Origin of the sequence: Micromonospora palomenae (assembly GCF_007829925.1) — a bacterium.
GTDB lineage: Bacteria > Actinomycetota > Actinomycetes > Mycobacteriales > Micromonosporaceae > Micromonospora > Micromonospora purpureochromogenes.
This window is the reverse complement of the sequence record NZ_VIXA01000001.1, coordinates 1712725-1725015: the sequence shown is the minus strand read 5'-3', so window position 1 is coordinate 1725015 and position 12291 is coordinate 1712725. Positions and strand designations below refer to the sequence as shown.

The 12291-nt window shown below is 74.7% G+C and carries 15 protein-coding genes; 13 read left to right on the top strand and 2 right to left on the bottom strand.

Going from position 1 to position 12291, the window contains the following annotated elements:
• The first annotated feature begins 95 nt into the window (after nt 1-95).
• From secA2 to FHX75_RS07780, 4 genes are all read left to right on the top strand, one after another.
• The gene (gene secA2 / locus FHX75_RS07795; protein ID WP_154937575.1) at nt 96-2387 is read left to right on the top strand and encodes an accessory Sec system translocase SecA2; all 2292 of its coding nucleotides are present in this window, start codon (nt 96-98) and stop codon (nt 2385-2387) included.
• 176 nt (nt 2388-2563) lie between these two features.
• A complete protein-coding gene (locus FHX75_RS07790; RefSeq protein ID WP_154937571.1) occupies nt 2564-3304 on the top strand; it encodes an ANTAR domain-containing protein in 741 nt (246 codons plus the stop codon).
• A gap of 76 nt (nt 3305-3380) precedes the next feature.
• On the top strand, nt 3381-3887 hold the full coding sequence (locus tag FHX75_RS07785) for a DUF2231 domain-containing protein (RefSeq protein ID WP_154937568.1): 507 nt from the start codon (nt 3381-3383) through the stop codon (nt 3885-3887).
• A 178-nt stretch (nt 3888-4065) separates the two neighbouring features.
• Nucleotides 4066-4824 (top strand): class I SAM-dependent methyltransferase, encoded by a 759-nt coding sequence (locus FHX75_RS07780; RefSeq protein ID WP_154937566.1) that lies wholly within the window; start codon nt 4066-4068, stop codon nt 4822-4824.
• Nucleotides 4825-4830: 6 nt separating this feature from the next.
• Here FHX75_RS07780 and FHX75_RS07775 read toward each other — a convergent pair whose 3' ends face one another.
• Both FHX75_RS07775 and FHX75_RS07770 read right to left on the bottom strand, forming a co-directional pair.
• Nucleotides 4831-5775 carry a DUF3500 domain-containing protein gene (locus tag FHX75_RS07775; RefSeq protein ID WP_154937563.1) on the bottom strand — a complete coding sequence of 315 codons (945 nt, stop codon included), beginning with the start codon at nt 5773-5775 and terminating at the stop codon, nt 4831-4833.
• 9 nt (nt 5776-5784) lie between these two features.
• Nucleotides 5785-6132: an ankyrin repeat domain-containing protein gene (locus FHX75_RS07770; protein ID WP_425463486.1), complete on the bottom strand. Its 348-nt coding sequence runs from the start codon at nt 6130-6132 to the stop codon at nt 5785-5787.
• A gap of 111 nt (nt 6133-6243) precedes the next feature.
• Here FHX75_RS07770 and FHX75_RS07765 point away from each other — a divergent pair, with 111 nt between their 5' ends.
• The 9 genes from FHX75_RS07765 to FHX75_RS07720 all read left to right on the top strand — a co-directional run bounded on the left by FHX75_RS07765 (nt 6244) and on the right by FHX75_RS07720 (nt 12268).
• Nucleotides 6244-6618 carry a cupin domain-containing protein gene (locus FHX75_RS07765; protein ID WP_154937558.1) on the top strand — a complete coding sequence of 125 codons (375 nt, stop codon included), beginning with the start codon at nt 6244-6246 and terminating at the stop codon, nt 6616-6618.
• Nucleotides 6619-6723: 105 nt separating this feature from the next.
• Nucleotides 6724-7173 (top strand): cysteine dioxygenase, encoded by a 450-nt coding sequence (locus tag FHX75_RS07760; protein WP_154937556.1) that lies wholly within the window; start codon nt 6724-6726, stop codon nt 7171-7173.
• A 53-nt stretch (nt 7174-7226) separates the two neighbouring features.
• Nucleotides 7227-7721 carry a rhodanese-like domain-containing protein gene (locus FHX75_RS07755; protein ID WP_154937553.1) on the top strand — a complete coding sequence of 165 codons (495 nt, stop codon included), beginning with the start codon at nt 7227-7229 and terminating at the stop codon, nt 7719-7721.
• Nucleotides 7722-7740: 19 nt separating this feature from the next.
• Complete coding sequence (locus FHX75_RS07750; protein ID WP_425463472.1) at nt 7741-8337, top strand: winged helix-turn-helix domain-containing protein; 597 nt, start codon at nt 7741-7743, stop codon at nt 8335-8337.
• Nucleotides 8338-8617: 280 nt separating this feature from the next.
• Nucleotides 8618-9226, top strand: coding sequence for a winged helix-turn-helix domain-containing protein (locus FHX75_RS07745; RefSeq protein WP_154937547.1), 609 nt, complete (start codon nt 8618-8620; stop codon nt 9224-9226).
• Nucleotides 9227-9370: 144 nt separating this feature from the next.
• Nucleotides 9371-10066, top strand: coding sequence for a nucleoside/nucleotide kinase family protein (locus FHX75_RS07740; RefSeq protein WP_154937544.1), 696 nt, complete (start codon nt 9371-9373; stop codon nt 10064-10066).
• A gap of 140 nt (nt 10067-10206) precedes the next feature.
• Nucleotides 10207-10605 carry a TraR/DksA family transcriptional regulator gene (locus FHX75_RS07735; protein ID WP_154937541.1) on the top strand — a complete coding sequence of 133 codons (399 nt, stop codon included), beginning with the start codon at nt 10207-10209 and terminating at the stop codon, nt 10603-10605.
• Nucleotides 10606-10656: 51 nt separating this feature from the next.
• The gene (locus FHX75_RS07730) at nt 10657-11532 is read left to right on the top strand and encodes a DUF72 domain-containing protein (RefSeq protein ID WP_154937539.1); all 876 of its coding nucleotides are present in this window, start codon (nt 10657-10659) and stop codon (nt 11530-11532) included.
• Between the two features lie 307 nt (nt 11533-11839).
• Nucleotides 11840-12268 carry a DUF2267 domain-containing protein gene (locus FHX75_RS07720; RefSeq protein WP_154937534.1) on the top strand — a complete coding sequence of 143 codons (429 nt, stop codon included), beginning with the start codon at nt 11840-11842 and terminating at the stop codon, nt 12266-12268.
• Nucleotides 12269-12291: the final 23 nt, after the last annotated feature.

Here is a 12291-nt window from a genome sequence, read left to right as displayed (position 1 = left end):
CTGACCTGCCCGGACGTGCCGGGACGGGGACACCCGGGACGCCCCGGACGAGCCGGGCAGCGACAGCCCGGCCGGTTCGCGTACCGTTGCCGCTCATGGGTGTGTCGCAACGGTTGAAGAGCAGGTTCCGGCGGTTCCTCCAGCGCCCGGGGACGACGGTCGACCTGGCCCCGCTGGAGAAGTTGCTGCCGCAGATCGCCGCGCGCGAGGACGAGCTGTCCGCCCTCGACGACGCCGAGCTGACCGAGGCCGCCGGCGCCGCCACGGAGTACGCGGAGATCTGCGCCATCGGCCGCGAGGCCGCCCGCCGTGGGCTGGACCAGCGGCCGTACGACGTGCAGCTGCTCGGGGCGATGGCGCTGCTGTCCGGCAAGGTCGCCGAGATGGCCACCGGTGAGGGCAAGACGCTCACCGCCACCATCGCCGCGTACGGGCACGTGCGGCTGGGCAACGGTCCGGTGCACGTGCTCACCGTCAACGACTACCTGGCCCGCCGCGACGCCGAGTGGATGGCGCCGGTCTACCGGCTGCTCGGGCTGACCGTGGGCTGGGTCAACGAGGCCTCCACCCCCGAGGAGCGGCGCGCCGCGTACGCCTGCGACGTGACCTACGTCGCGGTCAGCGAGGCCGGCTTCGACTTCCTCCGCGACCAGCTCGTCACCGACCTCGCCGACCGGGTCCAGCCGCCGCTGAAGACCGCGATCGTGGACGAGGCCGACTCGATCCTGATCGACGAGGCCCGGGTGCCGATGGTGCTCGCCGGGGCGGTCGCCGGCGAGCAGGACCCGGTGCACGCCGCCGCGGCGCTGGTGCGCGGCCTGCGCAAGGGCAAGCACTACACCGTCGCCGAGGACGGCCGCAGCGTGGCGTTCACCGCGGTCGGCCTGGCCACCGTCGAGGCGAAGCTCGGCGGCATCGACCTGTACGACACCGAGCACGTCGGGCAGCTCTCGGCGGTCAACGTGGCGCTGCACGCGCACGCCCTGCTGCACCGTGACGTGGACTACATCGTCCGGGACGGCTCGGTCGAGCTGATCGACGAGATGCGCGGCCGGGTGGCCCAGCGCCGCCGCTGGCCGGACGGCCTGCAGGCGGCGGTCGAGGCCAAGGAGGGCCTGGACGCCACGGCGGAGGGCGAGGTGCTGGGCACCATCGCCGTGCAGGCGTACATCGCGCTCTACCCGACGGTCTGCGGGATGACCGCGACCGCGGTGCTCGTCGGCGACCAGCTGCGCGAGTTCTTCGGCCTCGAGGTGGCGGTGATCCCGCCGAACACCCCCTGCGTCCGGGAGGACGAGCCGGACCGCATCTACGCCACCCGGGCCGAGAAGGAGGAGGCGCTGATCGACGAGATCACGCGCTGCCACCAGGCCGGTCGGCCGGTGCTGGTCGGCACCCTGGACGTCAAGGAGTCCGAGGGGCTGGCCGCCGGCCTGCACGCCGCCGGGGTGCCCTGCGTCGTGCTGAACGCGAAGAACGACGACGAGGAGGCGGCGATCATCGCCGAGGCGGGCGCGTACGGCGCGGTCACCGTCTCCACCCAGATGGCCGGCCGGGGCGTGGACATCCGCCTCGGCGGCAGCGACCAGGCCGACCGGGACCGGGTGGCCGAGCTGGGCGGCCTGTACGTGATCGGCAGCGGCCGGCACGACAGCCGCCGGGTCGACGACCAGCTGCGCGGCCGGGCCGGCCGGCAGGGCGACCCGGGTGGCTCGGTCTTCTTCGTCAGCCTGGAGGACGACCTGGTGGTCCGGCACGCCGGCGACATCGTGCCGGCCTCGCCGCGGATGAACGCCGACGGCCTGGTCACCGACGAGCAGGTGGACTACGCCGTGGAGCACGCCCAGCGGGTGGCCGAGGGCGTCAACCACGAGATCCACCGCAACACCTGGCGGTACAGCGTGGTGATCGAGCAGCAGCGCAAGGCGCTCGCGGAGCGCCGCGAGCGGCTGCTCACCAGTGACGTGGCCGCGCTGATGCTGCTCGACCGGATGCCGGACAAGGCCGGCGAGATGGACGAGGACCTGCTCGCCCGGGTGGCCCGGTCGATCGCCCTCTACCACCTCGACCGGCTCTGGGCCGAGCACCTGGCCGAGCTCTCCGAGGTCCGCGAGGGCGTGCACCTGCGGGCGCTCGGCCGCCTCGACCCGCTGGACGAGTTCCACCGGGCGGCGGTGCCGGCGTTCAACAACCTCGTCCCCGAGATCGAGACCCGGACCATCGCCACCTTCACCGAGACCGAGTTCGACGCCGACTGGGAGCCGGACGCCGCCAAGCTGGTGCGGCCGACCGCCACCTGGACGTACCTGGTCCACGACAACCCGTTCGGCTCGGAGCTGGACCGGCTGATCGCCTCGGTCGGCCGGCGGCTCTCCGCCGCGCGCTGAGCGTCACCGGGGTCCCTTCCGGCGCGGGTCCGCGCCGGAAGGGACCCCTTTACGCGGTTTCGATCCTGGTTTGCGAGGGTAGAAGCCCGGGGCTCATGAGTCAGGGGAGATCACACGATGGGACAGGCAATGGGGCCGGTCGACGGGGTCGGTCGGCGCGCGGGGGCCGTGCGCCGGTGAACCTGGACATGCGGGAGCCGACGATCGACACCCTCGGCGTGCTGGAGACCGCCGGCCTGCTGCGCGAGCTGACCGCCGGCCTGATCGCGGCCGACGACTTCGACGAGGCGCTGGCCCGGCTGGTGCGGATCGCCCGGGACGCCGTACCGGACGTGACCTGGTGCGGCTTCACCGCGCTGCGCGCCGGGGAGCCCGCCGGGGTGGCCGCCTCCGACCCCGGCCTGGCGGAGCTGGACGACCTGCGGCACGGCCCGGAGTCGCCGGCGATGAGCGCCATCGGGCGCCGGGAGATGACCGTCGCCCAGGACCTCGCCGTCGAGGAGCGCTGGCCGGGCTGGACGGCCCGGGCGCGGGGCCTCGGGGTGCGCGGGGTGATCTCCGCGCCGGTCGACGTCGACGAGCAGGCGATCGGGGTGATCAACCTCTACACCGACTCCGCCGGCACCTTCACCACCCGGCACCAGCTCACCGCGATGCTGCTCGCCGAGCACGCCGGCCTGCTGCTGGCTGCCGTGCGCGACCGGGTCAAGCAGGCCGAGCGGGCCGGTGAGCTGGACGGGTCGCTGCTGGAGGAGGGCGTCGTCGGCCAGGCGGTCGGGGTGATCATGACCCAGCGCGGGTGCCCCGCGCCGGAGGCCCTCGACGTGCTGCGCAACGCCGCGTCCTCGCTGGACATCCCGCTGCGCGAGGTGGCCGAACGGCTGGTCGCCACGGTGTCGCGTCCCCGGGAAGGTTGAGCGCGTCGTTTCGCCGGGCTGGTGCCCGGGTAGCACCCTGGTTTCGTGAGCTGACACGAAATCTGGGGAGGAACCGATGGAGAGCCGGCTGCGGGTGCAGGGGCATCCGATCCAACCGATGCTGGTGACGTTCCCGTTCGGGCTCTTCGTCAGCGCGGTCCTCTTCGACCTCGCCGACGTGGCCGGCGGGCCGGCCTTCCTCGGCGAGGTCGGCTACTGGACGGCGGTCGCCGCCCTGGTCGCCGCCGCGCTCGCCGGGGTGGCCGGCATGGTGGACCTGTGGGACGTCCGGGCCGGCCGGACCCGCCGCACCATGGTCACCTTCAACCTGGTCAACGCCGGCATGGCCGCGCTGTTCCTGCTGGCCTGCCTGATCCGGGCCGACGCGCCGCAGCGCGGCGCCACCGCGGTCCTGGTGATCACCGAGCTGGCCGCCCTGGCCGTCGGCGCGGTCGGGGTCCGGCTGGGCGCCCGCCTGATGCGCCAGTTCGACGCCGGCCGCCGGGAGCCGAGCGGCTTCGAGGCCCTGGAGGGCGTGCCGGCCGCCGGCGCCACCGTGGAGATCATCCGCCCCCGCGCCTGACCCCGCCGCTCGCGCCGGACCGCCCGCCGGCCCACGTCGGCGACGAGGCGGTGTCTCCCCGGGCCGCCTTCTTCCCGATCCGGGGTCGGGTAGCCGTCCGACGGACCGGACCGCGGCGCGGGACGCGGCCGGCGGAATCCGGTTGTCGGGCACCCCTCGGGCCCGGCAGGGTGGCCGGATGGCAGAGCGCGCCTTCGCCGAACTGGTCGCCGAGGCGGCGGCCGCGCCCGTGCACGGCTGGGACTTCTCCTGGCTCGACGGCCGGGCCACCGAGGAACGCCCGCCGTGGGGCTACGCCCGGCTGGTGGCGGCCCGGTTGGCGGCGGTCTCCGCCGCGCTGGACGTCGACACCGGCGGGGGAGAGGTGCTGGCCGAGGCGCCGGCCCCGCCACCGCTGCTGGTCGCCACCGAGGCCTGGCCGCCCAACGTCGCGGTCGCCCGGCGTACGCTGCGCCGGGTCGGCGCCACCGTCGTCCAGGTCGGCCCCGCGTCCGGGCTGCCGTTCCGGGACGCCTCCTTCGACCTGGTCACCAGCCGGCACCCGGTCGCCACCGGGTGGGCCGAGATCGCCCGGGTGCTGCGCCCCGGCGGGGCGTACCTGTCCCAGCAGATCGGCCCGGGCACGATGCGGGAGCTGAGCGAGGCGATCCTCGGCCCGCTGCCGCCCCCGACCAGCCGGCAGCCGGAGCGGGCCGTGGCCGCCGCCCGGGCCGCGGGCCTGTCCGTGGTCCGCCTCGAACAGGCCACCCTGCGGGCGGTCTTCCACGACGTCGGCGCGGTGGTCTGGTTCCTGCGCAAGGTCGTCTGGACGGCGCCGGGTTTCGACGTGGACCGGCACCGGCCGCAGCTCGCCGCGCTCGACCGGCGGATCCGCGCGGAGGGCGCCTTCGTCGCCCACGCCCGCCGGTTCCTGATCGAGGCGGTCCGGCCGGCCTGAGCGGCGTCAGTGGGCGCGGGCGCGGTGGGCGGCGAGCACGTCGGCGCCGAAGTCGCCGGCCGGGCGGCGCAGCACCGTGTGCGCGTGGTTGCCGTCCTCGGTGGTGTTGTCGTACTCGATCAACAGGTCGTCGCCCTGCACCCGGTAGTAGTGCCGCCCACCCGGCCGGGTCGACCCGGCCCAGGCGAAGTGCAGCTCGCCGCCGGCGAGCCGGTCCGCCTCGCGGACCGCCAGCTCGGCGGGGAGCCGGTCCAGGTAGAGCGCCACCAGCTGGTCGAGCAGGGCGCGGCCGGTGACGCCGAGCCGGTCGCCGGGCACGCCCAGCGGGGTGAGTGGCCCGTCGACCGACGGCCGGGTGGCGCTCACGATGTCCGCCGGGGCCTCGTCGGCGATGATCGCGGCGGCCCGCCCGGCCGGCCCGATCGCCTCCAGCAGCTCCCGACCGAGGTCCTCCTCGATGCCGAGCGGGCGGGAGACGGGCCGCCCGGCGTGCCGGACGGTGGCCGGGTTGGCGCCGAGGAAGAGCGGAGCGGGGGAGACCTCGTCGTCGACCACCGTCATGCTCACCGAGAGGTGGTGCCCCTCGAACCGCCACGCCCAGCGGTCGTCGCGGGCCGGGTCGCCGTAGAGCGCCACCCAGTAGTCGCCGCTGTGCCGGCCGCGTCGCCACTCCTCGGCCCGGTCCAGCACCTCCTCCAGCGCCACCACCGTCATCGCCTGGGCGTACGCCGGTGGGCTCAGCGCGGTGGCCAGCAGCCGGTGCGCCGCCTTGCGCCCGGCGCGGTCCAGGTCGGCCAGGGACACCCCGGGGCGGGGCCGGGGCCGGTACTCCAGCCACCGCCGGCCCTCGTCGTCGAAGGCGTGCCCGGCGGCGGCGCGGGCCGGCTCGTCGAGCGTGGCCAGCAGCGCGCCGGCCGCCGTGCGCATCCGCTCCGGTACGGGATCGTCCATGGTGTCGCCTCAGCGGGAGGTGAGCAGGGTGAGCATCTGTGGCAGGTCGAAGAAGCGGGCGGTCTCCAGCGCCGACGGGTCGCCGTGTGCCGGGTCGGCGCCCGCGTCCAGCAGCGCCCGGACCGCCTCGGCGTTCTTGCGGAACACCGCCGCCGCCAGCGCGGTCTGCCCCCGGTCGTTGGCGCGCGAGTGGTCGGCGCCCCGGGCGAGCAGGGCCGACACCGTCGCCGGGTGGGCGTGGTAGGCGGCCAGGATGAGCAGGGTGTCGCCCTTGTCGTTGGTCATGTTCACCGGCAGGCCGGCGTCGACGTGGCCGCTGAGCTTCTCGGTCTCACCGGAGCGGGCCAGGTCGAACATCCGGTGGGCGAAGGCCAGCGTCTCGGCGTCGAGGTCGTCGGTCACCCGCCCAGGCTAGTCGGCCGCCGCGCCCGGCGGGCTGGTAGCTTGCCAGCCCACGACGGGAGGGTCATGGACGACGTGTACGTCGGCAACGCCGGTGTGGACGGTGCCACCAACGCCGGTTGGCTGCTCGGGCACTTCATGCCCGCCGGCGACCCCCGGCACAGCGCCGAGGTCGAGGTGAAGTGGGGCGTGCACCCGGCGGGGGAGGCCCGCTCGCGGTGGGCCACCCGGGAGCGGCGGATCGCGCTGCTGGTCCTGGTCAGCGGCCGCTTCCGGGTGGAGTTCCCGGACCGGACGGTGGTGCTGGGCACGCCGGGCGACTACGTGGTGTGGGGCCGCGGGGTGGACCACTGCTGGTACGCCGAGCAGGCGTCGGTGGTGCTGACCGTGCGCTGGCCCTCGGTGCCGGGCTACCGGGTGGACCCGCCGGTCTCGCGCTGATCCCCGGTGGTCCCGGTCGCCGTCCCAGCATCCGGTATTACCTACTAAACCTATAGGCTTTGACTCCTATAGTGATTGCCGGACGCATCACCACGGGAGACCGCCATGACCGACCCGCACACCGACCTGCTCGCCGTCGCCGCCTCGTACGCCGACCCGGCCCGCTGGCCGGTGCCGCTGCGCTTCGACCCGGTCGAGCGCTGGTACGCCCGGCTCGCCGGCACCGACACGCACGAGGTCTGGGCGCTGAGCTGGCTCCCCGGCCAGGGCACCGACCTGCACGACCACGGCGGCTCCTCGGGGGCGTTCCTGGTCGTCGCCGGTGAACTCACCGAGGAGACGGTGTCCGGGGCGCGGCTGCGCCCGCACCGCCTGGCCGCCGGGACCGGGCGACGGTTCGGCCCGCGGCACGTGCACGTGGTGACCAACCGCGCCCACCAGCCCGCGGTCAGCGTCCACGTCTACCGGCCCGCGCTGCGCCGGATGACCCGCTACCGGCTCGACGCCGGCCGGCTGCGGGTCGCCGACGTGGCCGAGGCCGGCGTCGCCTGGTGACCCCCACCGCCCCCACCCCCACCCGCCGGCTCGTTCCTGGAAGGACCGCGAGGATGCCGCAGCAGCACCACCCGAGTACCGACAGCCCGCCGGTGCCACCACCGGGATCCCGAGGCATCGACGAGATCCTCGCCATCGCCCGCGCCCGGCTGCGCCGGCTCGACCCCGAGGCGGCGCACCTGGCGTACCGGGCCGGGGCCCTGCTGGTCGACATCCGGCCGGCCGCCCAGCGGGCCGCGCACGGCACCGTGCCGGGCGCGCTGGCCATCGAGCGCAACGTGCTGGAGTGGCGGCTCGACCCGCGCTGCCCGGCCCGGCTGCCCCAGGCGGTCGGCTACGACCTGCCGGTCGTCGTGATCTGTCAGGAGGGCTACACGTCCTCGCTGGCCGCCGCCGCGTTGCAGGACCTCGGCCTGCACCGGGCCACCGACGTGGTCGGCGGCTTCGTCGCCTGGCGCATCGCCGGCCTGCCCGCGCTCGGCCCGACCCCGCCGGCCGGCTCCCCGGCCACCGCGCCCCCGGTGACCGCCGGCCGGGCGCCGCGCTGACCGCCACGCTCCACCGGGCGTGGCGGACGACCCGTCATCTCAGGAGGCACCGATGTCCGTCGTCGCCATCACCTCGCGCCCGCACCCGCCGGGCCGCTCCGACCGGCCCGGGCCGCCCCGGCCCCGGCCCGCCCCGACGCTGACCATCACCCTCGACCTGGCCGCCGCGCCGCTGACGCCCCGACTGGCCCGCCTGGTCGACCTGCTCGGCGAGCTGGCCGAGGCGGGGGAGGGCGTGGTCCGGCTGGCCGAACCGGTGCCGGTGCGGGCGGTCACGGCCGTGCCCGCGCCGGCGCCGGCCGACGAGCACCCCGACACGCTGCGGATCCTGGCCGGCTCCCGGGTGGTTCGGCAGGGCGACCGGGAGATCCCGCTCACCCGGATCGAGTTCGACCTGCTGCTCTTCCTCGCCGAGCACCCGCACCGGGTCTTCACCCGGCTCCAGCTGCTCGGCAGCGTCTGGGGCTACGAGCACGCCGTGGCCCGTACCGTGGACGTGCACGTGCGCCGGCTGCGCGCCAAGCTCGGCGCGGACACCCCGCTGGTGACCACCGTGTACGGCGTCGGCTACCGGCTGGCCGACGAGGCCCGGGTGCGGGTCGACCGGTTCCGCTGACCGGTCGCCGGCGCGGCGCGCCCGGGGGACCGTCCGCCCTGGTGCGTCGGGCCGGACCGGCCAATGTGAACCGGACCGGGTACCCCCCGTATCCGACCACCCCGGCGACTCTGCTGTAATCATCTGGCTCGTACGCAGAGCGAGGGTTCGGCTGCGATGTGTTCGTCAATTGTCACATTCATGCAACGTGGCCGCCCCTTGACCCTCGCTCAGGGGCCGGGAAGCATCGATGAAGCGGCGTCCCGGGCCGTGGGTTTACCCGGACCAGCCAAGGAGGACCATGTCGGTCAGCCCCGCCTCGTCGCGCGCCGGATGGCATACGTCCCAACCTGCGGTTCCCGGTCGTCCCCCCGGCGGCCAGCGCCGCCCGGCGAACACGGCCGCACCCGTGCTCACCGTGACCCTGTCCATCCCGTTGGCGTGTGAGGAGTCGTTGACCCCGCCGGCCCGCCGGCTGCTGGAGGCCGCCCGCGAGATGTTGGAACGCGGCGAGGGCACCATCACCACCAACGGCGTCCCCGCCGAGCGGCGGCCCGAGCCGCTGCCCGGCGGCCGGTCCCCGGCCCGGTCGCTCGCGCCGACCATCCCGGCGCTGCACATCCTGGCCTCCTCCCGGTCCGTGCTGCGCGACGGCGAGCCACTGCCGCTGACCCGGCTGGAGTTCGACCTGCTGCTGCACCTGGTGGCCCACCCGCGCCGGGTCTTCACCCGGTTGCAGCTGCTCAACGCGGTCTGGGGCTACGAGCACGCCGGGGTCCGCACCGTCGACGTGCACGTGCGCCGGCTGCGCGGCAAGGTCGGCGTGGACGTCCCCCTGGTGACCACCGTCTACGGGGTCGGCTACCGGCTCGCCGACGACGCCCGGGTCACCATCGACCGCACCGGCTGACCGGCCGGCGACCGCACCGGCTGACCGGCCGGGTAACCATCGACCGCACCGGCCGACCCGGCCGGGTGACCATCGACCGCACCGGCCGACCCGGCCGGGTGACCATCGACCGCACCGGCCGACCGGCCGGGGCACCATGGTCGGATGCGCGTCCGACCCATCTCGCCCGAGCGGCTCGTCGCCGAGCTGACCGAGCGGCTCCTCGCCGCCGCCCCCGAGCCGGCCCTCCCGGCCGTGACCGGGTCGGGCCCCGACGCTCCGGCCGACCGGCCCGGCCGACTGCGGGTGGCCGTCGACGGCCCGCCGGCCGCCGCGCCGCAGCGCCTCGCCGAGGCGCTGGTCGACCCGCTGCGCGCCCTCGGCCGCCCGGTGCTGCACGTGCGCGCCGAGGACTTCCTGCGGCCCGCCTCGATCCGCTTCGAGCAGGGCCGGACCAACCCGGACGCGTACTACGAGAGCTGGACCGACGAGGCCGGGCTGCGCCGCGAGGTGCTCGACCCCGCCGGCCCGGGCGGCTCCGGGCGGGTGCTGCCCTCCCTCTGGGACCCGGCGACCGACCGGGCCAGCCGGGCCGCGTACGTCCCGCTGCCGCCCGGCGGGGTGCTGCTGGTCAGCGGGGCGCTGCTGCTCGGCGGCGGGCTGCCCTTCGACGTCGCGGTGCACCTGGCGCTCTCGCCGGCCGCCCTGGCCCGGCGCACCGACCCGGAGCTGCGCTGGACCCTGCCCGCCTTCGCCCGCTACGCCGACGAGGTCGACCCGGCCTCCTTCGCCGACGTGGTGGTCCGGGCCGACGACCCGCGGCACCCGGCCCTCGTCGAGCCGGACGAACCGGTCGACTGAGGCCGGAAAAACTCGTCGGTTTGATCCACTGCGGAGGTGGGTATTCGCCCGGCTCACAGAGCACGGGTGATCTCGCCCGTGCGGACCGTATCCGGGCGACCGGCCCGGCCGGGCCGGAGCCCCACGAAAGGCAGGCAGCGATGCTCGTCCACGACACCGTCGGTACGGGCCGATCCCAGGCGGAGATCGACCAGATCCGACTCTCCCTGCAGGCCCGCTACGACGAGCTGTCCGCGGAGTACGAGCAGGCCGTCGCGCAGAGCCAGGTGCTGCGGCTGGTGGAGGTCGGCGACACCGCCGGCGACGACCAGGCCGACAGCGGCACCAAGACCGCCGAACGGGACACCGCGCAGTCGCTGCTGCGCACGATCCTCGATCGTCGCGCCCAGTTCGAGCACGCGCTGACCCGCCTGGACGAGGGCACCTACGGCTTCTGCGAGGGCTGCTCGGCGCCGATCCCGGTCGAGCGCCTGGAGATCTTCCCGTCGGCCACCTCCTGCGTGGCCTGCAAGCAGACGCGGGAGCGGCGGGCCGCCTGAGCGGCGGGCGTCGCGGTTGCCAGTCAGGTCCGGGCGCGGTGAACTCCTCCCATGGGTGACATCAAGGTGGGCACCGCGTCCTGGACCGACCGGACCCTGCTGGAGTCGGGGTGGTACCCGCAGACCGCGGACACCCCGGAGAAGCGCCTGGCGTATTACGCCCGGCGCTTTCCGCTGGTCGAGGTGGACGCCACCTACTACTCGCCGCCGGCCGAGCGGACCGCCCAGCTGTGGGCCGAGCGCACCCCGGCGGGGTTCACCTTCAACGTCAAGGCGTTCAGCCTGCTGACCGGGCACCCGACGAAGGTGTCCGCGCTCTACAAGGACCTGCGCCCGGAGACGGAGAAGAAGAACCTCTACCCGGACGACCTGCCCGCGCAGGCGTACGAGGAGGTGTGGACCCGCTTCCTGTCCGCACTGGACCCGCTGGTGACGGCCGGCAAGCTCGGCGCGGTGCTGTTCCAGTTCCCGCCCTGGTTCACCATCAAGCGGGAGAACAAGGAGTACCTGCTGGAGGTGGAGCGGCGCTGCCGCCCGCTGCGGCCGGTCTTCGAGTTCCGGCACGGCTCCTGGTTCGACGGCGCCAACGCCGACGAGACCCTCGCCTTCCTGCGCAAGCACCGGCTGCCGTACGTCTGCGTGGACATGCCGCAGGGCCACCGCTCCTCCGTACCCCCGGTGCTGGCCGCCACCGCGGACCTCGCGGTGGTGCGCTTCCACGGGCACAGCGACAAGTGGACCAGCAAGGACATCCACGAGAAGTTCGGCTACCACTACTCCGACCGGGAGTTGCGGGACTGGGCGCCGAAGCTGCGCGAGCTGGCCGACTCGGCCGGCCAGACCCACGTACTGATGAACAATTGTTACCGCGATTTTGCCCAGACCAACGCCGCCACCCTGGCCGGCCTGCTCGACGCCGGCGGCTGACGCGGTCGCCGGAGTTCACCCGGCCGGGGTGACGCCGGCTCACCCGATCGCCGCGCAGCATGGGCGGTGTCTGCGGTCCGTCGACCGACGGAACCGTGAGGCCGACAGCGACGGAGGTGGCCCATGGCGGTTCGCGTCGTGACGGACAGACGACGTGGCGGGGTGCTGCACGTGGTCGGAAGGGCCGACGGCAACGCCCGCGAGCGACCCGGCCGGATCAGGCCGACCCGACTGTCGCGGGGGCCGAGCGGGCCGCCGCGCCGCACCGACGACCGACGATGGGAAGACGACGCACGGGGGTGGGCAGATGGCTGAGCAGTTGAGTTCGGCGTTCGAGACCTCGCTGGACAAGACGAACCTGATCCTGAAGGACATCGAGCAGGCGTACGGGTGGCCGAAGGCGCAGCGCAACCAGTCGTACGCGGCGTTGCGGACCGTCCTGCACCTGCTGCGTGACCGGATGTCGGTGCAGGAGAGCGCGGAGTTCGCCGCCCAGTTGCCGGTGCTGCTGCGCGGGATCTACTTCGACGGGTGGCAGCCGGACAGCGTGCCGATCAAGCTGAACCGCGACGACTTCCTCTACGAGGTCCGCCAGGGCTTCCCGTACGACGTGGAGGGCGGCACGGAGCGGGTGGTGCAGGTGGTGCTCGACGCCCTGCGCAAGCACGTGACGCAGGGCGAGTGGCAGGACGTGAAGTCCAACATGCCGGGCGACCTGCAACGCATGATCCCCTGACCGAGGGTGATCTCCGGCCCGTC

Coding starts and splice junctions, on each gene's coding strand:
- secA2 (WP_154937575.1), top strand. CDS start 96: ATGGGTGTGTCGCAACGGTTGAAGAGCAGGTTCCGGCGGTTCCTCCAG.
- FHX75_RS07785 (WP_154937568.1), top strand. CDS start 3,381: ATGGAGAGCCGGCTGCGGGTGCAGGGGCATCCGATCCAACCGATGCTG.
- FHX75_RS07780 (WP_154937566.1), top strand. CDS start 4,066: ATGGCAGAGCGCGCCTTCGCCGAACTGGTCGCCGAGGCGGCGGCCGCG.
- FHX75_RS07775 (WP_154937563.1), bottom strand. CDS start 5,775: ATGGACGATCCCGTACCGGAGCGGATGCGCACGGCGGCCGGCGCGCTG.
- FHX75_RS07770 (WP_425463486.1), bottom strand. CDS start 6,132: ATGTTCGACCTGGCCCGCTCCGGTGAGACCGAGAAGCTCAGCGGCCAC.
- FHX75_RS07765 (WP_154937558.1), top strand. CDS start 6,244: ATGGACGACGTGTACGTCGGCAACGCCGGTGTGGACGGTGCCACCAAC.
- FHX75_RS07760 (WP_154937556.1), top strand. CDS start 6,724: ATGACCGACCCGCACACCGACCTGCTCGCCGTCGCCGCCTCGTACGCC.
- FHX75_RS07755 (WP_154937553.1), top strand. CDS start 7,227: ATGCCGCAGCAGCACCACCCGAGTACCGACAGCCCGCCGGTGCCACCA.
- FHX75_RS07745 (WP_154937547.1), top strand. CDS start 8,618: ATGTCGGTCAGCCCCGCCTCGTCGCGCGCCGGATGGCATACGTCCCAA.
- FHX75_RS07740 (WP_154937544.1), top strand. CDS start 9,371: ATGCGCGTCCGACCCATCTCGCCCGAGCGGCTCGTCGCCGAGCTGACC.
- FHX75_RS07735 (WP_154937541.1), top strand. CDS start 10,207: ATGCTCGTCCACGACACCGTCGGTACGGGCCGATCCCAGGCGGAGATC.
- FHX75_RS07730 (WP_154937539.1), top strand. CDS start 10,657: ATGGGTGACATCAAGGTGGGCACCGCGTCCTGGACCGACCGGACCCTG.
- FHX75_RS07720 (WP_154937534.1), top strand. CDS start 11,840: ATGGCTGAGCAGTTGAGTTCGGCGTTCGAGACCTCGCTGGACAAGACG.